The following is an 18,357-nucleotide window of genomic DNA, read 5'->3' on the forward strand; positions in this document are numbered from 1 at the left end:
TGGACCTCGTCCCCGCGGCCTCCTATCACAGCAGGAGGCCGTGGTTTTTTCCGAGGGGCAGATATGGCAGCAGAACCCGCGACACCCGAAGATCGGGCGGCCGCGCTGGATGCGGCAGAGGCAAGGACACGCCTGGCGGAACTCGCCCGGCTGATCGCGCGCGCCAACGCGGCGTATCATTCCGAGGACGCCCCCGAGATAACGGATGCGGACTACGATGCCCTCAAGCGCGAGAACGCGGCGCTTGAGGCGAGGTTTCCCGACCTGAAGCGCGCCGACAGCCCGTCCGAACAGGTCGGGGCCGCCCCGGCTGACGGTTTTGCCAAGGTTGCCCATGCGCAACGGATGCTCTCCCTCGCCAACGCGTTCGACGACTCGGAGCTGCGCGATTTCGTGGCCGGTATCCGCCGCTACCTTGGGCTCGGCGCCGACGCGCCGCTTGCCTTCACGGCGGAGCCCAAGATCGACGGACTGTCGCTATCACTGCGCTACGAGGACGGAAAACTCGTTCAGGCCGCGACCCGTGGTGATGGCGAGGTGGGTGAAAACGTCACCGCCAACGCCCGCACCATCGCCGATATCCCCCACCGGCTGACCGGTGCGCCCGAGGTTCTGGAAGTGCGCGGCGAGGTTTATATGAGCCATGCCGATTTCGAGGAACTGAACACCCGACAGACTGCGCGTGGCAGCAAGACTTTCGCCAACCCCAGAAACGCGGCGGCCGGATCGCTGCGGCAACTCGATCCGGAAATCACCCGCGCCCGACCGTTGAAATTCTTCGCCTATTCCTGGGGCGAGCTGTCGGCCCCGCTGGCCGAGACACAGGTCGATGCCATCGACCGACTGGATCGGTTCGGCTTCCAGACCAACCCGCACACCCGGCTGTGCCGATCCGCCGACGAGATGTTGGAGCACTACCGCCATATCGAACAGCGCCGCGCGACGCTCGGCTACGACATCGACGGGGTGGTCTACAAGGTGAACGACCTTGGATTGCAGGGCCGCCTCGGGATGCGCTCGACCACGCCCCGTTGGGCCATTGCCCACAAATTCCCGGCCGAACTCGCCTGGACCCGGCTGGAGGCGATCGACATCCAGGTGGGCCGCACCGGCGCGCTTTCCCCTGTTGCGCGGCTGGCGCCGGTGACCGTTGGCGGGGTCGTCGTGTCGAACGCTACGTTGCACAACGAGGATTACATCGCCGGGCGCGATTCCAACGGCCAACCGATCCGCGATGGAAAGGATATCCGCGTCGGCGATTGGGTGCAGGTTTACCGCGCGGGCGACGTGATCCCGAAAGTCGCGGATGTGGACCTGACCAAGCGCCCGGACGATGCCGCGCCCTATGCCTTCCCCGTCACGTGCCCCGAATGCGGGTCCGAGGCGGTGCGCGAGGAGGGCGATGCCGTTCGCCGCTGCACCGGTGGCCTCGTCTGCCCGGCGCAGGCGGTCGAGAAGCTCAAGCATTTCGTCAGCCGCGCCGCCTTCGATATCGACGGGCTGGGGGCAAAGCAGGTCGAACAGTTCTACAAGGACGGCTGGATCAGGGAACCGGCCGATATCTTCGCGTTGCAAGACCGCTACGGCGCGGGCCTGCAACAATTGAAAAACAAGGAAGGCTGGGGCGAGAAATCGGCTGACAACCTCTTCGCGGCGATTGCTGAAAAACGATCCATCTCCCTGAAACGGCTTCTTTTTTCGCTGGGTATTCGACATGTGGGCGAGGTCGCCTCAGCCGATCTTGCGCGCCATTTCGCCACGTGGACGGCGATGGCGCAAACCGTCGATGCCGCGCGTTCGGCTGGCACGGCCGCGCGCGCCGCCGAAGAGGCCGTGGCGACGGAACGCAGCCGCGCCGCCGATGAGGGGCGCCGCGCCCAGATCACCGCAACGCGCGATGCAATCTGGGCGGACGTCCCGAAAGAGGCCCGCGCCGCATGGGAAGAGATCACGGGCATCGACGGCATTGGCGGCACTGTCGCCATGGCCCTTGTCACCGCCTTTGGGCAAGAGGCCGAGCGCGCCTCGATCGACCGGCTGGTGGTTTGCCTGACGGTTGAACCAGAAGAGGCCCCCGCTACATCTGACAGCCCCGTTGCCGGCAAGACGGTCGTGTTCACGGGCAGCTTGCAAAAGATGACGCGGGCCGAGGCCAAGGCGCGGGCCGAGGCCCTTGGCGCCAAGGTCTCGGGCTCGGTCTCGGCCAAGACCGACCTCTTGGTCGCGGGCCCTGGCGCGGGATCAAAGGCCAAGAAGGCCGCTGAACTGGGCGTGGAAACGATTGACGAGGACGCGTGGCTCGCGCTCATCCGCGATGGTTGATCTGCCCAAGGGACGCCCGGAAATCCTGTTCCCGCTGTTCGCGGAGCTTGAGGGGCTGGACGGTATCGGCCCCAAAACGGCCAAAAGTTACGCCGGGCTGGGGGTCGAGACGCCCAAGGACCTGTTGCTGACCCTGCCCGTGGGCGGCACCGACCGCACTCGCCGCGCCTCGATCCGCGAGGCGATCTTGCCGGGTGTCGTCACGGTCGAGGTCGAGGTGGGCCCGCATCGCAAACCGGCCAGCCGGGGCCGCCCTTACCGGGTGCATGTGACGGATGCGGAAACCAGTTTCGAACTGGTGTTCTTTCACGCTCGCGGCGACTACCTGGAACGAATTCTGCCCACTGGCAGCCGTCGCGTGGTCTCGGGCCGGGTCGAGCTGTTCGATGGCTTGGCGCAAATGGTGCATCCCGACCACATCCTTGCCGCCGCACAAGCAGATGAAATCCCTGCCTATGAACCGGTCTATCCGCTGACGGCGGGCGTGACGCAAAAGGGAATCGCACGCGCCGTTGCCTCGGCCCTGCCGCGTGCGCCATATCTGGGGGAGTGGATCGACCTCGAACTGTTGCGCAGCCGACAATGGCCCGCGTGGCCCGAGGCGTTGGTGCAAGTGCATAACCCGACCGGCCCGGACACCCTGTCCGCCAGTCACCCCGCGCGGGAACGGCTGGCCTATGACGAATTGTTCGCCCACCAACTGACCCTCGGCCTTGCGCGCTTAAAGGTGAAACGTGGCAAGGGCGTGGTGACGGCGGGCGATGGGGCGCTGCGGCACAAGGTTCTGGCGGCCTTGCCCTATGGCCCGACCGACGCGCAGGTGCGGGCGATGGACGAAATCGCGGGTGACATGGCGGCCCCGCTGCGCATGAACAGGCTGTTGCAGGGCGATGTGGGTGCGGGCAAGACGCTGGTTGCCCTGATGGCGATGCTGGTCGCGGTCGAGGCAGGCGGGCAGGGGGTCATGATGGCGCCGACTTCGATCCTTGCCGCGCAGCATATGGACAGTCTCCAACCGCTGGCCGACGCGGCGGGCGTGCGGATCGAGATCCTGACCGGCCGCGACAAGGGTAGCGATCGGCGCCAGAAATTGGCGGCGCTGAAGTCGGGTGAGATCGGCATTCTCGTGGGCACTCACGCCGTGTTTCAGGATGACGTCGCCTTTCACGACCTGCGGCTTGCCATTGTCGATGAACAGCACCGTTTCGGCGTGCGCCAGCGGGTCAAGCTGGGACAGAAGGGGGCGGCGGCGGACATTCTCGTGATGACGGCCACACCCATTCCCCGCACACTGAGCCTTGCCACCTATGGCGACATGGATATCTCGGTGCTGGACGAAAAGCCGCCGGGGAGAAAACCCGTCCGCACGGCGCTGGTCAATGCCGCCCGGTTGGACGAGGTGATGGATCACCTGCGGCAGGCCGTGGCCGAGGGCAGGCAGGCCTATTGGGTTTGCCCGCTGGTGGGCGAAAGCGAAGTGGTCGAGATGACCGCCGCCGAGGAGCGATTCAAGCATCTGCGCGCGGCCTTGGGCGAGGGTAAGGTGGGGCTGGTGCATGGCCAGTTGCCGCCCGCCGAGAAAGACGCCGCCATGGGCGATTTCGTAGAGGGCCGCACGCGGGTGCTGGTCGCCACCACGGTGATCGAGGTGGGGGTAAACGTGCCCAATGCCACCATTATGGTGATCGAACAGGCCGAGAATTTCGGACTGGCACAGTTGCACCAATTGCGCGGTCGTGTCGGCCGGGGCGAAGGCGCCTCGACTTGCCTGCTGCTCTACCGCGCTCCCTTGGGCGAAACCGCAAGTCGGCGCTTGCAGGTGTTGCGTGACACCGAGGACGGCTTTCGCATTGCCGAGGAAGACCTGTCCATTCGCGGGGCGGGCGACCTGATCGGCACTGCACAATCGGGGCTGCCGCGCTTTCGGGTTGCCGATCTGGAGGGGCAAACAGGGCTGATGATGACTGCCCAAAAGGATGCCCGCGCGCTGCTGGATCGCGACCCGGAGCTTGTCAGCCCCCGCGGGCAATCGGTGCGGGTGCTGCTGTGGCTGATGGAGCAGGAAAAAGCGATCAAGCTGATCTCGGTGGGCTGAGAGCGGCCCTGTTATTGACCATGCGTTAACCACTTGCCTCCTGTTTGTTCTCATTTGTTCTCGTAAAGTTCTTGCTTTTGGGGGCGAGATATGAGAACAAAGCGTTAACACCGCTCTCAGATGTTCAGGAATTGGAAACCATGATTGATCAGATCCGCCAGATCCTAGACCGTTCTCGTGACTCGCTCGTTTCGGATTTCGTCGGCGTTCTCGCCATTGGCGTGACGACCGTGGTCATCCTGCATCTGCCCAGTCTGATCTGACCCCGCCTTTCTGCCTGCGGTCGTCCACCGGAGGGGTCGTGCGGGGTTTGTCCCCAAATTGATCCCGCGCTGTTTCTGCCTCAAGTGATCCGGGCTCTGCCTGCCCCGGTCCCCCTTTCCGGTCCCAGCCGACACGCATACCTTGCCGCCGCCTCCTGCCCCGGAGTGCGGCGGTTTTTTTTCGCGGGCGAAGGGTAAGGCGTCAGGCCTCGGGGAAGGTGAAGCCCGGCAGTTCGGCAAAGGCATTGCGCAGGGCGACCCCCCAGCCGGTCGAGATTTCGTCGAAATAGGGGTCATCGGCCTGAATGCGCAACTCACGTCCCATGCGCAAGCTGTCGGTGTCGTAGACATGCACGTCCAGCGGCAGTCCGACCGAGAGATTGGCCTTGATCGTCGAGTCGAACGACACCAGTAGCAGTTTCACCGCCTCTTCGAAGCTCATCGACGGATCGAACGCCCGCACCAGAATCGGCTTGCCGTATTTGGTCTCGCCGATCTGGAAATACGGGGTGTCGTCTCCCGCCTCGATGAAATTCCCCTCGGGATAGATCAGGAACAGTCGGGGTGCGCCGTCACCGACCTGCCCGCCTAGCAGCATGGTCGCGTTGAAGGTGGCGCTGGCCCGCTGCCCGGCATCCGCGTGGGTCGAGATCACTTCCTTCAGCGTATCCCCGACCAGCGTGGCCACCTGAAACATCGACTCGGCCCGGTAAATACTGGGATTGCGTGCGTCGGGGGCCTTGCCGCGTTCCTCCAGCAGGCTCACCACGGCTTGTGTGGTCGCCAGGTTTCCGGCCGTCATCAGCGTGATGCAGCGGTCGTTGGGCACCTCGAAATGGAACATCTTGCGAAAGGTCGATATGTTGTCGACACCCGAATTGGTGCGGGTGTCCGACATGAATACCAGCCCGTGATCCAGTTTCAGCCCGACGCAATAGGTCATGACGCGCTCCTTGTTCGCGGTCTATGAAGCAGGCTATTGCTGAACTTGCAAGCTGACTTGAAGGTGTTCGTCGCCAGCCCCCTGCCGGATGCCCATGATGGGGGCCGCATCGCGGTAGTCCCGCCCGGTGGCGACCCGGACATAGCGGTCATCGGGCGAAATCCCGTTCGAGACGTCGAACCCGACCCACCCCAGGGCGTCTGTCCACACTTCGCACCATGCGTGGCTGGCGGTCTGGTCGACCCGGTCGTTCATCATCAGGTAGCCCGAGATATAACGGGCCGGTTGGCCCAACAGCCGGGCCGCCGCGATCATCACATGGGTGTGGTCCTGACAGACGCCGTGCCCCTCTGCCAGCGCGGTTTCGGCGGTGGTTGAACTGTCGGTCCTGCCGGTTTCATAACGCACCTGCCCAAGGATCATATCCGAGAGCGCGTGAAGCTGCGTCAGCGCATCCGCGTCACCGTGGTCGGCCTTGAGCTGCCGTACCAGGGCCCGCAGGGTCGATCCGGGGGCGGTGAACGGGGTCGCGTTCCTATACAGCCATAGCGGCGCAAAGCCCTTGTGAATCCCGATCACGCCGTTGCGGTTCTCGGTCTCGACATGGCCTTGGCAGACGATCTCGATATGTTGTGCGCCGGGATCGACCTTGATCAGATCGGTGTGATTGACGAACTGGTCGGCATAACTGACCTGCCGCGTGCCGCCGGTTATGGACACGTCCCAATCCAGAACCGTCTGCCCGTGGCCAGAGCGGGGCGTCAACCGCAGCTTTTGCAACGCGGACCGAACCGGGGCGTCATAACTGTAGCTGGTCACATGCGTGATCTTCAGGCGCATTGGCGACCTCATTGGAAAAACCGGAAATCGGTCTGGATCAGGCTGGCCAGCGTCGCAGTGTCGTTGATCGCATTGGTCAGGAATTCGTGGAGGCCCTCGTCGAAGATTTCTTCGATGCCGCACCCCCGCAACCGCCGTCCAATGGTTTCGGCCAGATCGTGGCTGCCGTGGCGCTGGCCATAATCATCGGCCAGATCGTTCAGGTTCTCACAGATCTTCGAGTAGCAGAACGCCAGCGACCGCGGCATACGTTTGTCGATGATCAGGAATTCGGCGATGCCTTTGGGGGTGATGTCGCCACCGTTCAGCCAGCGAAAGGACCGCGCCGCCGAAACCGAGCGCAGGATCACCTCCCACTGGGCGTTGTCGATGTGGCTGCCGACGAAGGCGGCCGACGGTAGCAGCACATAGTATTTCACGTCCAGAATGCGGGCCGTGTTGTCGGCCCGTTCCAGAAAGGTGCCTAGGCGCGAGAAGGCGAAGATATCGTTGCGCAGCATGGTGCCGTGCAGCGCGCCGCGCACCACCGAGGTGCGGTAGCGGATCGTCGCCAGATGTTCATACAGGTTGCGTTCCGACACCGGCCGGGCGAGGGCGGACTTGAGCGCCATCCAGCATTCGTTCACCGCCTCCCAGACCTCGGAGGACAAGGCGGTGCGCACCATCCGCCCGTTCGATCGGGCGGATTCGATCGAGTTCAGCACCGAGGACGGGTTGTCCTTGTCCCTCAAAAGGAAGTCGATGACCGGCGCGGCCTCGTACACGTCGTGTTTCTGGCGATAGGCCACGTCCATTCCGGCGGTGATCACCACCGATTGCCATTCATTGGTGCCCTCGTCGCCGCGTGTCAGGGCGATGCGCCACCCCGCTTCCAGCAGGCGGGCGGTGTTCTCGGCGCGTTCGATATTGCGGAACATCCAGAAGAGCCCGCCCGCGGTTTTTCCCAGCATCATTGGCTCAGTCCCCCAGCACCCAGGTGTCCTTGGTTCCGCCGCCCTGACTGGAATTGACCACGAGCGACCCTTTCTTGAGGGCAACGCGGGTCAGCCCGCCCGGGGTAATGTCGATCCGGTTGGGCGAGACCAGCACGAAGGGCCTCAGATCCACATGGCGCGGCGCAAGCCCCGCCTTTGTCAGGATCGGCACGGTCGAGAGCGCGAGAGTTGGCTGCGCGATGTAGTTCGAGGGCCGGGCGCGCAGTTTTTTCTCAAAGGCGGCGATTTCCTTTTTCGAGGCGGCGGGGCCGACCAGCATCCCGTAGCCGCCCGATCCGTGCACCTCTTTCACCACCAGTTCCGACAGATGGTCGAGCACATAGGCCAGCGAGTCCGCCTCGGAACAGCGCCACGTGGGCACGTTCTTGAGGATGGCCTGCTCGCCCGTGTAGAATTCGACGATATCCGGCATGTAGGAATAGAGCGCCTTGTCGTCGGCGATCCCGGTGCCGGGCGCGTTGGCGATGGTGATGCCGCCGGCGCGGTAGACGTCCATGATGCCCGGCACGCCAAGCATACTGTCGGGGTTGAAGGTCAGTGGATCGAGGTAGTCGTCATCCACGCGGCGATAGAGCACGTCGATGGCCTGGAACCCTTGGGTCGTGCGCATCGCGACGCGGCCGTTCTCGATGCTCAGGTCGTGGCTTTCGACCAGTTCCGCGCCCATCTGGTCGGCAAGGAAAGCATGTTCGAAATAGGCCGAGTTGTGAATGCCGGGGGTCAGAACCGCCACCACCGGCCTGCCCGAGGTCGCGGGCGGGGCGCAATCGGCCAGCGACCTGCGCAGAAGCCGAGGATACGAGCTGACGGGTCGCACCTTCATCTGTGCGAACAGTTCCGGGAACATCTGCAACATCGTCTCGCGGTTTTCCAGCATGTAGCTGACGCCAGAGGGCGTGCGCGCGTTGTCTTCCAGCACGTAGAACTCGTTTTCGCCCGTGCGCACCAGATCGGTGCCCACGATATGGGTATAAACCCCGCCGGGCGGGTTCACGCCGATCATCTCGGGCAGGAAGGCATCGTTTTTCGAAATGATTTCCTTGGGAATACGGCCTGCGCGGATGATTTCCTGCCGATGATAGATGTCGTGCAGGAACGCGTTTATCGCCCGCACCCGCTGGTCGATGCCGCGTTCCAGAACGGACCATTCCCGCCCGGAAATGATACGCGGGACGATATCGAAAGGGATCAGCCGCTCATCCGCATCGGCCTGTCCATAGACGTTGAAGGTGATACCGATCCGGCGGAAGAATGCTTCCGCCTCGGACGATTTTCGGCGTAAATCCTTGAGGTCTTCGTTGGAAAACCAGCGGTGATAGGCCGAATACGGGGGGCGGGGGGTCTCCTCGCCGACGAGCATCTCGTCGAAGGTCGGGCGTGACTTTGACATGGAACCACTATGTATCGCTTTTGTGTCAATGCAATTGGCAAATGCAAGAAGGCCGGTTTCAAGCTGAGGTCGTTGCCCGCCGAGGCTGTCCGACCCGCCCTTGCCGGGTCTGCCTGTTTTTTCGGCGGTGCTGCTGAATATGGTGGCGCGCAGAGATGATCGTATCGCGTGTCCGGGGTTGACCCCCGGCCAGCGCGTGGCGCTAGGTGGCCCAGTATCGACGGAGAGACACCGAATGCGCCTTGCATGCGTGACATCCCTGCGGCGGGGCGATGTGGACCTCGTTCTGCACCGCTTTTCCGAACAGCTTCTGACCCGTGGGGTAGCGGTGGAGGGGTTGGTTCAGATCAACTCGGATTGCGGCCCCGACAAGCCTTGCGACATGGATGCGCGCGTCTTGCCAGTTGGTCCGGTGTTTCGGATTTCGCAGGCCCTTGGGGCGGGTTCGGCGGGATGCCGTCTGGACCCATCGGCCCTGGAACGGGCTGTCGGACTGGTCGGCGCGCGCCTGTCGGCGGAAACGCAGCTTCTGATCATCAACAAGTTCGGAAAGCAAGAGGCCGAGGGGCGCGGCTTTCGAGAGGTCATCGCCGAGGCACTGGTGCGGGACATTCCCGTGGTCGTGGGGCTGAGCGCGCTGAACCGGCCCGCGTTCGAGGAATTCGCAGGCGATCTTGCCCTGCCGCTTGCCCCCGACCTCGACGCCCTGATGGCGTGGTTCGACGGGATGGGCGCTGTGGCGTGATCAGCCGCGCGCCAGTATCTCTTGGCGTGCCCGTTCAAGGCTGCGCAACCCCACGAAGCGCGGCGTGCGGCGCATGTAGTCGCGGAAGGCCCGGCCATAGCCCCGCGTCAGCCAGCGTTCCTCGTTGATCGCAAAGAGGAAATAGATCCCGAAGAGCACCCCGGCGAGGCCGAGCACCGTCCAGCTTCCGGCGGTGATGGCAAGGCCAAGCGTGGCCAGCACGGACGATACGTATTGCGGGTTGCGCGAATAGGCGTAGAGACCGCCGGTCACAAGGCCATCCGCGCCGCAATAGGTGTTCTCGATCCCAAGCGACTTGTACCCCCAGAGCGTGACCCCATAGGCCGCCGCCATCACTGGCAGGCCAAGCAGATAGTGCAGTGGATGCCCCCACCCCTGCGCGATGACCGCAAGAACTGCGTAGACCACGACCGATCCGCAGAAGGTCCGAAACAGCGACATGGCGGTGATGTGCCGCCAGCCAGTCTTGTCCGGCGCGGGCCAGAACCCGAAGCCCGGGTGCAGCTTGGTCCAGATCAGCAAGCCACACAGCACTGCCGCCGCCAAAAGGCCAACGGCCAGCGTTGCCGTCAGGAGTATTGTCAGAGCGGTTTCTGTCTCGACCATCTGCGGTCCCCCATCGTCACGACTCGAGTCCGGGGCAGGCTGCCAAAAATTCGTGACAGCCAAACAACAATGCGGGCAGTTTAGGGCAAAGCGGTGCGGCGGGTCAAAAAGCCTTGAAGGTCAGCGTGGTCAGCGTGCGTTCGATGCCGTCGACATCCAGCAGGTTGTCGTTGATATAGCGTCCGATATCCTCGCCTTTTGGGATGATGAGCTTGACCAGCAGGTCATACTCGCCCGAGGTCGAGTAAAGCTCGGCATGGATTTCCTTGAGCACGATCTTGAAGGCCACGTCATAGGCGGTGCCGGGTTTGCATCGAATCTGGACGAAAACGGTCTGCATGGGTGGGAATCCTCGGCTGCACTCGGGGCGTCAGAAGACCGTGGATCGCGTCCGGGATCAAGCGGGCTTTCCGTCCGGGAGGCGTGTCATTTCCCCTCGGGGGGGGGGGGATGATGGCGGATCGCCTGCGTCCATCCGCAAGAAGAGGTGGAAGGGCAAGTCCCGGCGATGGTGCCGGATCGCGCCTATGCTGCGACAGCAGTCTATGCCGTCCGGTAATCTCGGGCTAGGGTTCTTGCCATGGACGCGACATTGCCCTTTCGATTTCTTTTGTTGCCTGGCTTTGACCTGGCCGCGCTCGGGGCCGCGTCGACGGTGCTGAGCGACGCGGGAACCGCGTTTCAGACCACGGCCCTGGGCGATGCGCCGGTGCCCGGCGACAGCGGGGTGCACGTGGCGCATGGCGGGCCGATCCCGCCCTTCGACCCCGGCGATACGCTCGTTGTCTTCGCGGGGCTGGATCTGGACGAGGACACCACCGAAGCGGCCCTCGCCCTGCTGCGCCGGGCCGAGCGGCAGGGCGGACGGTTGTGGGGGATCGGTGGTGGCGTGCTGCTGCTGGCCCAGTTGCGCCTGCCCGATGACGTCGTGCTCTCGGCCAACCCGGTCACCGCGCAAGCCTTGGCCAAACTGCGCAGGCGGCCCCGAGTGATCGACACCCCGTTCGTCTGGTCGCCCGTCATATCGACTGCGCGGGCGGCTGCGGCGGCGGCCCTGCTGCGCTATGATCTGTCGATCGCGCACCGGATCGAACCCGATGCCGCGCCGCTGCCGGCCTCGGAACGATCCGCCGAGGCCGCCCGGTCGCAGCTCTTGCCGATAGAAGATCGCTACCCCACCCGCAATGGCACCGTGTTGCGGGGGTTGGGGCTGATGCGGGCGAACCTTTTTCGCCCGGTTTCAATTGCCGCGCTGTCCTTGTCGCTTGGCCTGTCGCAGCGGCAGCTTGAGCGGCTGTTCGAACGCGAGGTAGGCGATAGCCCCGCTGCCATCTATCGCGCGATGCGGCTGGAGGCGGCCCGACTGGAAGTGCGGCAGGGGCGTCGCCCGATGCAGGATATCGCCCATGATTTCGGGTTCACCTCGGGCAGTTTTTCGAAGACCTATCAGCGCCAGTTCGGTGTGGCCCCGACGATGGACCGACGCGCGGCCATGGGTGCTTGACCCGCGGGCTTGGCTGGCCATGCTGGTCACGGGTCCGAGGGAGACGACATGAAGACACAAGACACGGGCGGGCCGTTGGCCGGGCTGAAAGTGATCGAGATGGTGGGGCTTGGCCCCGGTCCGTTTGCCGGGATGCTGCTGGCCGACATGGGGGCCGAGGTCGTGGCGGTGGATCGCCCCGGCGGCGTATCCATCACCCTATCGCATGACATCAACCGGCGCGGAAAACGGAGCGTGGAACTGGATCTGAAGTCGCGCGCGGGCAAGGCTGCGGTGCTGGATCTGGTAAGCGGTGCCGACGTGCTGATCGAGGGCAACCGACCGGGCGTGATGGAACGGCTGGGGCTGGGGCCGGAAGACTGCTGGAAGATCAATCCCCGTCTGGTCTACGGTCGAATGACCGGATGGGGGCAGGACGGGCCGCTGGCGCAGGCGGCGGGGCATGACCTGAATTACATAGCCTTGGCTGGCGCGCTGCATCCGATGGGCCCCCCGGACGGGCCGCCGCCGGTCCCGCTGAACCTTGTGGGCGATTACGGCGGCGGGGCGATGTTTTTGGCCTTCGGGGTGATGGCTGCCGTCTACGAGGCCCAGAAATCCGGCAAGGGGCAGGTCGTCGACGCGGCGATGGTCGATGGGGCCTCTTTGTTGATGAGCTTCTTTCATTCCCTACGCGCCTCGGGCTGGTGGGTGGATCGGCGCGGCGACAATTTCCTCGACGGGGCCGCGCATTTCTATGGCTGCTATGCGTGCGCTGACGGGAAATTCGTCTCGGTCGGGGCGATCGAGCTGCCGTTCATGCGCGTGCTGGTCGAAAGGGCCGGGCTGCCGCGCGAGTGGCTGGATCTGCACATGGACCGTGCGGAGTGGCCCCGGTTGAAGGCAGAGCTTGCAGCGCTGTTCGCGACCCGGCCGCAGGCCGAATGGTGCGACTTGCTGGAAGGGTCCGACGCCTGTTTCGCGCCGGTCCTGCCGTTTTGGGAGGCGGCCGAGCATCCCCATGCCAAGGCACGCGGGGCCTTCATTACCCGTGACGGTGTGGTCGAACCCGCCCCCGCCCCGCGCTTTTCGCGTTCCAGACCCCCTTTGGCGGAGTCTGGGGATGCTTGACGACATCCGGTGTGAAAAGCGGCCCGGCTATGCAGTGCTGACCATGGATCGGCCCGGCCGTCGGAATGCGCTTGGGCGCCGCTCCATGGCGGCGTTGCGGGGGGTGTTGGAAAGGCTTTCCGAAGACCCGGAGTGTCGTGCGGTGGTGCTGACCGGGGCCGCGCCGGCCTTTTGCGCGGGCAGCGATCTGCGCGAGATGGCAGCCCTGCCGCCCGAGGATCGGCCCGCGAAAGAAGCAGCGACCGCGGCGGCGGTGCGGATGCTTTCGGCGTTGCCGGTGCCGGTCATCGCAGCGGTCGAGGGCTATGCGCTTGGCGGTGGATTCGTCATTGCCACAGCCTGCGATCTGGTGGTCAGCGGGGCGGGCGCGCGCTGGTCGATGCCCGAGGTGCCCAACGGCTTTTTCCCGCCGTGGGGCATGGCGCCCCTGATCGCCCGTGTCGGTCCGGTCGCGGCGCGCCGGATCGTCTGGGGCGAACGCTTCGAGGGCGACGAGGTGCTGCGCCTCGGGATCGCGGACCGTCTGGCCGCCGACGGCAACGCGTTGGCGGTGGCCGAGAACTGGGCCCTGGATCTGGCCGCGTTGCCGCCAGAGGCGGTGCGGTCGGTGAAACGCTTTTTCGCCCCGGTCATCGCGGGGCAGGCGGAGCGGCTGGATGACGAGGCAAGCCGCCTGTTCGCAGAGGATTGCCGCAGCCCGGCCGCGCAGGCGGTTTTCGACAAATACCGCTAGGACTGCCCCTTGATCCGGCCGCGCATCAACCGGTTGAACAGGGCCGGCGACAGGCGCGAGATCAGCCATGACGCCCATGCGACACGGCCCACGGGGATGACCCGTCGCCCGCGCGCCACGCCGCGCAGGATGATGCGGGCGGCGTCGTCTGGCGTCATGTAGTCCACCCCGTCGCTGGCCGATCCGGGCCGTTGGATGCCGTCTGTGCTGCGCTCGTCCCGGCCCAGATTGGTGCCGATAAAGCTGGGCACCGCGATGGCGGTCTTGACCCCGTGCGCCACTTCTTCCGCCGCGAGCGATCCGAAAAAGCCCTGCAACGCGTGTTTCGATGCTGCGTAGGCCGTGCGGTGGTAGAGCGGCGCAAACCCGGCAACCGAAGAGATCGCGAGATGCCTCCCCCCTGCCGCCCGGACGGCGGGCAGCAACGCACGGGCCATGGCGACGGCGGCAAAATAGTTGATCTCGAAGACCCGGCGGTGGCTGTCATCTGCCGTGTCCGAGAAGGCCGCGACCTGCGATACGCCAGCATTGTAGATCACCAGATCGAGCGTGGGATGCGCGGCAAGAACATGATCACAGGCGGCTTTCAACGCGGCGGAATCGGTCAGGTCCACCTTGATCGGGGTTTGCTGGGGCGTCGCCTTCAGCCCGTCGATGTCGCGGTCCAGCAGCACCGTGTGCCAGCCACTTGCCTGCAATGCCTGGGCCATCGCCCGCCCCAACCCGCCATTGCCCCCGGAAATCACCGCTGTTTTCATAGTCCCGCCTCCCGTCGCCAGAGGTCAAAAACCTGCGCCGAGGTCAGCTCGGGCACATAGCCGAAGGTTTCCTTCAGGGCGTCATTGGCCAGAACCGGGCGATATTGCAGGAACCGGACCTGCTCGGGCCCATAGCGCGACAGGCCCAACGGACGGGCCACGGCAAGTGCGGCCTTCAAAAGGGCGGGCGGCAGGCGCAGCACTGGCTTGCCTAGCGCGCGGGCAAGATCGTCCACTGTCATTGCGCCGTCGCCTGCAACGTTGAAAATGCCAGCAGGGCCATCGGTCGCGGCACGGTGCAGGATGCGGGCAAGGTCTTTGGTCCAGATGAAGACAAAGGGGCTGTCGCAGCCACGCAGGGCCAGCAGGCGTGGCTTGCGGAAAAGCGCAGTGATCTGGTTTTCCGTGCCCGCCCCTAGAACCGTGCCGACGCGCAGGATGACCTGCTCCAGTTCTGGCGTGTCGCGCCGGGCGGTGGCCAGCATCTCTTCGACCTGCCGCTTGTGGTCGGCATAGGGAAATTCCGGGTTTCCCCGGCAGGGATCGGTTTCGCGCAGCGGCACCGGGGTATCGGCGTGATAACCATAGGCCGCGCCGGAACTGGTGACGACCAGCCGCCGCACGCCGTGCTCTTGCGCGGCGCGCAGGACGTTGCGGGTGCCGGTCACATCGACGGCGAAAGCGGCCTCGCGCCCCATGCCGGGGGGCGGTGTCACGATCGAGGCGAGGTGCACGATGACTTCGGGCTGTTCGGCGGCAATGATCCGGGCCGGGTCATCGCCCGTGACATCCATGCGTTGAAAGCGCGCCCCCGCAGGCAGGCCATCGGCGCGCAAATCGGTGGCCAGCACATCGCCGCTGTCGATGCCAGCAATCAGCACCCGCCCGACCATGCCCGCCGCGCCGGTGACAAGGATGCGGGTCATCGGGCGGCCTCATGCCGGGACATGACCGCCGCAAGGGCGAGCCCGGAAATCGCGTGCCATATGCCCCAGAACGCGGCGACCACGGCCATGCCGCCAAGCCCGCCAAAAAAGCCGAAGATCAGTACGAGTCCCAAGCCGGAATTCTGGATGCCGGTCTCGATTGTCACTGCGCGCCGGTCGAAGGGGGACAGCCCCGCCAGTGTGGCCGCCAGATAGCCACCGCCAAAAGCAAGCGCGTTATGGGCGATGACCAGCCCCGCGATGGCCCCGGCAAATCCGAGGAAATAGCCCCAGTTGGCCGCGAGCGCCAATACCACGAAGGCCACGAAGATCGCCATCGACAGCCATTGAAACGGCACCCGCAAGCGCGCCGTGATCGCGGGCCTTGCGGCGTTCAGCGAGACGCCAAGGACCAACGGCAGCCCCAGCATCAACCCGACCGTGATGGCCACCGACAGCGGGTCAATGGCGGTGTCTTGCAGGATAGCACGGGTGGGGGCATAGAGGCTGCCCCAGAACGCGATATTGAGCGGGGTCAGCAGGATCGCCCCGACCGTGGCCAACCCCGTCAGGCTGACCGACAGGGCCGCGTTGCCCCCCGCCCGGTGCGTGATGAAGTTCGAGATATTCCCGCCCGGACAGGCCGCCACAAGGATCAGCCCCAGTGCGACCGAGGGCCGGGGGGCGGTTGCCACCACCAGCAGATAGGTCAGGATCGGCAGCACCACGAATTGCGAAAGAAACCCCACGATCAGCGCTCTTGGCGCGCGGGCAAGCGCCCTGAAATCCGACGGCTTGAGGTCAATGGCGATCGAAAACATCACCACCGCAAGGATGCCGTTCAGCAGCATCAGCGAGCCGGGCGAAAAGTTGAGTTGAACCTCGTCAATCATGCCTTGGCCCCCTTCAGGCGGGAAATCCAGCCGGTGACGGCTTTGCGATAAGTGGCCTTGTCGACGTAATAGGCCATGCGCGCGAGATCGAGGTAGCTCATGCCGCCGGTGGCGCGGGTGAAGCCCGTGGATTTCTCTTGTTGCAGCGCCATGGCCTCGGGGCGGCCTTCCCGCAACCCCTTGATATAGCGCACGATCATCTCGGCCTGTTCATGGCGCCCCTGCCAGCCAAGACCACTGGCCTCCACCATCCCGAGCACGAAGAGGTCATCGCGCTCGGGATGCATGGCATTGAGGTAGAGATGCGGCGCGTCGCCCTGCCAGTTCAGCAGCGCGTCCTCGATGAACGGGTAGTCGAGCTTGTAGCCGGTGGCGGTCAGGATCATGTCGTAGTCCTGCGCGGTGCCATCGGTAAAATGCACGGTGTGGCCGTCGAGCAGGTCGATATCGGGGCGGATCGTCAGGTCGCCATGGCCTGCGTGATACAGCACCAGCGAATTCACTACCGGGTGACTTTCATAAAGACGGTAGTCCGGTTTGGGGAACCCGTATTTCTGCGGATCGCCGACAAACCATTTCAGGATCAGCCCGTCCACATGCCGTTTGAGCCACATCGGCAGCCTGATCGCCCCGCCAAGCGTGTCGGCGGGTTTGCCGAAGACGTATTTGGGCACGAAGTAGTAGCCGCGTCGCATCGACAGGTCGCAGCGGCTGCCGTGGTGGATGGCATCGACGGCGATGTCGCAGCCGGAATTTCCGGCCCCGACGATCAGCACGCGCTTGCCGTCGAACTGGCTTGCGGATTTGTAGCTGGCCGCGTGGATCAATTCGCCCGCGAAGTCGCCTTTGAATTGCGGTTTGTTGGGGGTGCTGAGCGTGCCGTTGGCAATCAACAGACCGGCGAATTCCGCGCTGTGCTCCCCTTCTGGATCGCGCCAGGTGACGCGCCAGCCATCGCCCGGACCGTCCAAAGGCTCTGCCCGCAACACCTCGGCGTTGAACCGGTAGTGGCGGCGCAGGTCGAAATGATCGGCGAAGTCCCGGAAATACTGCCGCATCTCGTGGTGCGAGGGATACTCGGCCACGTCATCGCGCATCGGGAAGTCGGCAAATTCGGTCATCCGCTTGGACGAGATCAGGTGCGCGCTTTCATACATGGTCGAGCGAGGGGCCTCGATATCCCACAGCCCGCCCACATCGGAATGCAACTCGAACCCCTGAAAGGCGAGGCCCTGTTCCGCCAGAAGTTTGGCTGTTGCCAACCCCATCGGCCCCGCCCCGATAAGGGCGAGCTTGTCGCGCGTTTCCGTCATCTGCGTCCTCCCTGTTCGCCAAGTTATCTTGAACAAATGTTCAATTTAAGGCAAGATGATTTCATGAGCGCAGGAATTGTAAAGACAAAACAAAGACAAAGGGCCCCATCCAGGCGCTCTCTGGAAACGCGAGCGCGGATTCTGGATGCCGCAGAGCGGGTCTTCGCGGCAAAGGGATTCGACGGCGCGACCATGCGCGACATCGCCTCTGAGGCTGGCGAGCCGGTCAGCCTGATCCACCATCACGGGCAGGGCAAAGAGGTGCTGTTTCATCAGACCGTTGCCCGGCGGGCCGATACGCTGGCCGAAGCGCGGCGCACAGCGTTGGAGGTTTCAAAAGCGGACGGGCCTTTGACGGTTGAGGCGGTGCTGGCGGCCTTTTTCGGGCCCTACCTGGATCTTGCCGCAGAACAACCCGAATGGTTGGCCTATGCCCGCCTGATTGCCCATGTCTCGGCCGATCCGCGATGGCGCGATCTGGCGGCGGAGTTGTTCGATCCAACGGCGCAGGTCTTCGTGGCCGAGCTGGCGGTGCTGTTGCCCGACACGCCGCCCGAGCGGATTGCGTCGGGCTTTGTCTTTGGCGTGTCCTCTATGTTGGCCTTGGTCACGTCCGACTGGCGTGTGGCGGCCCTTGGGGGCGCGGTGACGGACAGGGCAAAGGCACGGGACCGGCTGGTGGCCTATACGGCGGCGGGGCTGCGGGCGCTGTAGGCTAAAGCATGTCGCGCCATGGTGGGAACCGGTTTTTCACTCCTCGGACACGCGACATCAATAGGTTAGAACGGGGGCGTGATTGAGAATGGACGCAACACGCTCTAGTTGTGAGCTTTCAACAGGTTGTCCATTCGATCCTGACCGAGTTGGTTGGAGTTACCAAGCTTCAACACTGTTCGGAGG

General features: G+C 64.5%; 18 protein-coding genes. 8 read left to right on the forward strand and 10 right to left on the reverse strand.

Features of this window, described 5'->3' with window-relative positions:
* Positions 1-63: 63 nt before the first annotated feature.
* The 3 genes from ligA (at position 64) to BKY27_RS20555 (ending at position 4,680) form a co-directional block, all read left to right on the forward strand.
* On the forward strand, positions 64-2,322 hold the full coding sequence (gene ligA / locus BKY27_RS17135; RefSeq protein ID WP_071675711.1) for an NAD-dependent DNA ligase LigA: 2,259 nt from the start codon (positions 64-66) through the stop codon (positions 2,320-2,322).
* Entirely contained in the window at positions 2,315-4,417 is a 2,103-nt protein-coding gene (recG, locus tag BKY27_RS17140; protein WP_071675712.1) for an ATP-dependent DNA helicase RecG, read from the forward strand. The genes ligA and recG overlap by 8 nt, the downstream gene beginning before the upstream one ends.
* Positions 4,418-4,557: 140 nt before the next feature.
* Positions 4,558-4,680: a hypothetical protein gene (locus tag BKY27_RS20555; protein WP_267888901.1), complete on the forward strand. Its 123-nt coding sequence runs from the start codon at positions 4,558-4,560 to the stop codon at positions 4,678-4,680.
* Positions 4,681-4,882: 202 nt separating this feature from the next.
* On the opposite strand, the gene BKY27_RS17145 is transcribed toward BKY27_RS20555, so the two are convergent.
* Genes BKY27_RS17145 through BKY27_RS17160 form a run of 4 tightly spaced genes read right to left on the reverse strand, consistent with a single transcriptional unit; the run spans position 4,883 to position 8,848 of the window.
* Positions 4,883-5,623 carry a proteasome-type protease gene (locus BKY27_RS17145; RefSeq protein ID WP_071675713.1) on the reverse strand — a complete coding sequence of 247 codons (741 nt, stop codon included), beginning with the start codon at positions 5,621-5,623 and terminating at the stop codon, positions 4,883-4,885.
* Positions 5,624-5,656: 33 nt separating this feature from the next.
* The gene (locus BKY27_RS17150) at positions 5,657-6,463 is read right to left on the reverse strand and encodes a transglutaminase family protein (protein WP_071675714.1); all 807 of its coding nucleotides are present in this window, start codon (positions 6,461-6,463) and stop codon (positions 5,657-5,659) included.
* 8 nt (positions 6,464-6,471) lie between these two features.
* A complete protein-coding gene (locus BKY27_RS17155) occupies positions 6,472-7,413 on the reverse strand; it encodes an alpha-E domain-containing protein (RefSeq protein ID WP_071675728.1) in 942 nt (313 codons plus the stop codon).
* 7 nt (positions 7,414-7,420) lie between these two features.
* On the reverse strand, positions 7,421-8,848 hold the full coding sequence (locus BKY27_RS17160) for a circularly permuted type 2 ATP-grasp protein (RefSeq protein WP_071675715.1): 1,428 nt from the start codon (positions 8,846-8,848) through the stop codon (positions 7,421-7,423).
* Between the two features lie 235 nt (positions 8,849-9,083).
* Between BKY27_RS17160 and BKY27_RS17165 the strand changes: the two genes are divergently transcribed.
* Positions 9,084-9,593 (forward strand): DUF2478 domain-containing protein, encoded by a 510-nt coding sequence (locus BKY27_RS17165; RefSeq protein WP_071675716.1) that lies wholly within the window; start codon positions 9,084-9,086, stop codon positions 9,591-9,593.
* On the opposite strand, the gene BKY27_RS17170 is transcribed toward BKY27_RS17165, so the two are convergent.
* Positions 9,594-10,220, reverse strand: coding sequence for a methyltransferase family protein (locus tag BKY27_RS17170; RefSeq protein WP_071675717.1), 627 nt, complete (start codon positions 10,218-10,220; stop codon positions 9,594-9,596).
* A gap of 103 nt (positions 10,221-10,323) precedes the next feature.
* Positions 10,324-10,560 (reverse strand): Lrp/AsnC ligand binding domain-containing protein, encoded by a 237-nt coding sequence (locus BKY27_RS17175; RefSeq protein ID WP_071675718.1) that lies wholly within the window; start codon positions 10,558-10,560, stop codon positions 10,324-10,326.
* 240 nt (positions 10,561-10,800) lie between these two features.
* Here BKY27_RS17175 and BKY27_RS17180 point away from each other — a divergent pair, with 240 nt between their 5' ends.
* From BKY27_RS17180 to BKY27_RS17190, 3 genes are read left to right on the forward strand one after another with little or no spacing between them, the layout of a single operon-like run.
* On the forward strand, positions 10,801-11,724 hold the full coding sequence (locus BKY27_RS17180; RefSeq protein WP_071675719.1) for a helix-turn-helix domain-containing protein: 924 nt from the start codon (positions 10,801-10,803) through the stop codon (positions 11,722-11,724).
* A gap of 48 nt (positions 11,725-11,772) precedes the next feature.
* Positions 11,773-12,834 carry a CaiB/BaiF CoA transferase family protein gene (locus tag BKY27_RS17185; protein ID WP_071675720.1) on the forward strand — a complete coding sequence of 354 codons (1,062 nt, stop codon included), beginning with the start codon at positions 11,773-11,775 and terminating at the stop codon, positions 12,832-12,834.
* On the forward strand, positions 12,827-13,567 hold the full coding sequence (locus BKY27_RS17190; protein ID WP_071675721.1) for an enoyl-CoA hydratase/isomerase family protein: 741 nt from the start codon (positions 12,827-12,829) through the stop codon (positions 13,565-13,567). The genes BKY27_RS17185 and BKY27_RS17190 overlap by 8 nt, the downstream gene beginning before the upstream one ends.
* Here the strand turns inward: BKY27_RS17190 and BKY27_RS17195 are convergent.
* From BKY27_RS17195 to BKY27_RS17210, 4 genes are read right to left on the reverse strand one after another with little or no spacing between them, the layout of a single operon-like run.
* Entirely contained in the window at positions 13,564-14,325 is a 762-nt protein-coding gene (locus BKY27_RS17195; protein WP_071675722.1) for an SDR family NAD(P)-dependent oxidoreductase, read from the reverse strand. The genes BKY27_RS17190 and BKY27_RS17195 overlap by 4 nt on opposite strands.
* Positions 14,322-15,251 (reverse strand): SDR family oxidoreductase, encoded by a 930-nt coding sequence (locus BKY27_RS17200; protein WP_071675723.1) that lies wholly within the window; start codon positions 15,249-15,251, stop codon positions 14,322-14,324. Before BKY27_RS17200 ends, BKY27_RS17195 begins: the two co-directional genes overlap by 4 nt.
* Positions 15,248-16,144, reverse strand: coding sequence for a bile acid:sodium symporter family protein (locus BKY27_RS17205; RefSeq protein ID WP_071675724.1), 897 nt, complete (start codon positions 16,142-16,144; stop codon positions 15,248-15,250). Before BKY27_RS17205 ends, BKY27_RS17200 begins: the two co-directional genes overlap by 4 nt.
* A complete protein-coding gene (locus BKY27_RS17210) occupies positions 16,141-17,457 on the reverse strand; it encodes a flavin-containing monooxygenase (protein WP_071675725.1) in 1,317 nt (438 codons plus the stop codon). Before BKY27_RS17210 ends, BKY27_RS17205 begins: the two co-directional genes overlap by 4 nt.
* Before the next feature lie 63 nt (positions 17,458-17,520).
* On the opposite strand from BKY27_RS17210, the gene BKY27_RS17215 reads away from it, so the two are divergent.
* On the forward strand, positions 17,521-18,171 hold the full coding sequence (locus tag BKY27_RS17215) for a TetR/AcrR family transcriptional regulator (protein ID WP_071675726.1): 651 nt from the start codon (positions 17,521-17,523) through the stop codon (positions 18,169-18,171).
* Positions 18,172-18,357: the final 186 nt, after the last annotated feature.

The organism is Nioella nitratireducens (genome assembly GCF_001879715.1).
In the GTDB taxonomy this organism is placed as follows: domain Bacteria; phylum Pseudomonadota; class Alphaproteobacteria; order Rhodobacterales; family Rhodobacteraceae; genus Nioella; species Nioella nitratireducens.

Bases quoted from the DNA above. Each gene is read 5' to 3' on its own strand.
- BKY27_RS17200 (WP_071675723.1), bottom strand. From the start codon at position 15,251: ATGACCCGCATCCTTGTCACCGGCGCGGCGGGCATGGTCGGGCGGGTG.
- ligA (WP_071675711.1), top strand. From the start codon at position 64: ATGGCAGCAGAACCCGCGACACCCGAAGATCGGGCGGCCGCGCTGGAT.
- BKY27_RS17175 (WP_071675718.1), bottom strand. From the start codon at position 10,560: ATGCAGACCGTTTTCGTCCAGATTCGATGCAAACCCGGCACCGCCTAT.
- BKY27_RS17195 (WP_071675722.1), bottom strand. From the start codon at position 14,325: ATGAAAACAGCGGTGATTTCCGGGGGCAATGGCGGGTTGGGGCGGGCG.
- BKY27_RS17180 (WP_071675719.1), top strand. From the start codon at position 10,801: ATGGACGCGACATTGCCCTTTCGATTTCTTTTGTTGCCTGGCTTTGAC.
- BKY27_RS17155 (WP_071675728.1), bottom strand. From the start codon at position 7,413: ATGCTGGGAAAAACCGCGGGCGGGCTCTTCTGGATGTTCCGCAATATC.
- BKY27_RS17150 (WP_071675714.1), bottom strand. From the start codon at position 6,463: ATGCGCCTGAAGATCACGCATGTGACCAGCTACAGTTATGACGCCCCG.
- BKY27_RS17205 (WP_071675724.1), bottom strand. From the start codon at position 16,144: ATGATTGACGAGGTTCAACTCAACTTTTCGCCCGGCTCGCTGATGCTG.
- BKY27_RS17210 (WP_071675725.1), bottom strand. From the start codon at position 17,457: ATGACGGAAACGCGCGACAAGCTCGCCCTTATCGGGGCGGGGCCGATG.
- BKY27_RS17165 (WP_071675716.1), top strand. From the start codon at position 9,084: ATGCGCCTTGCATGCGTGACATCCCTGCGGCGGGGCGATGTGGACCTC.
- recG (WP_071675712.1), top strand. From the start codon at position 2,315: ATGGTTGATCTGCCCAAGGGACGCCCGGAAATCCTGTTCCCGCTGTTC.
- BKY27_RS17190 (WP_071675721.1), top strand. From the start codon at position 12,827: ATGCTTGACGACATCCGGTGTGAAAAGCGGCCCGGCTATGCAGTGCTG.
- BKY27_RS20555 (WP_267888901.1), top strand. From the start codon at position 4,558: ATGATTGATCAGATCCGCCAGATCCTAGACCGTTCTCGTGACTCGCTC.
- BKY27_RS17170 (WP_071675717.1), bottom strand. From the start codon at position 10,220: ATGGTCGAGACAGAAACCGCTCTGACAATACTCCTGACGGCAACGCTG.
- BKY27_RS17185 (WP_071675720.1), top strand. From the start codon at position 11,773: ATGAAGACACAAGACACGGGCGGGCCGTTGGCCGGGCTGAAAGTGATC.
- BKY27_RS17160 (WP_071675715.1), bottom strand. From the start codon at position 8,848: ATGTCAAAGTCACGCCCGACCTTCGACGAGATGCTCGTCGGCGAGGAG.
- BKY27_RS17215 (WP_071675726.1), top strand. From the start codon at position 17,521: ATGAGCGCAGGAATTGTAAAGACAAAACAAAGACAAAGGGCCCCATCC.
- BKY27_RS17145 (WP_071675713.1), bottom strand. From the start codon at position 5,623: ATGACCTATTGCGTCGGGCTGAAACTGGATCACGGGCTGGTATTCATG.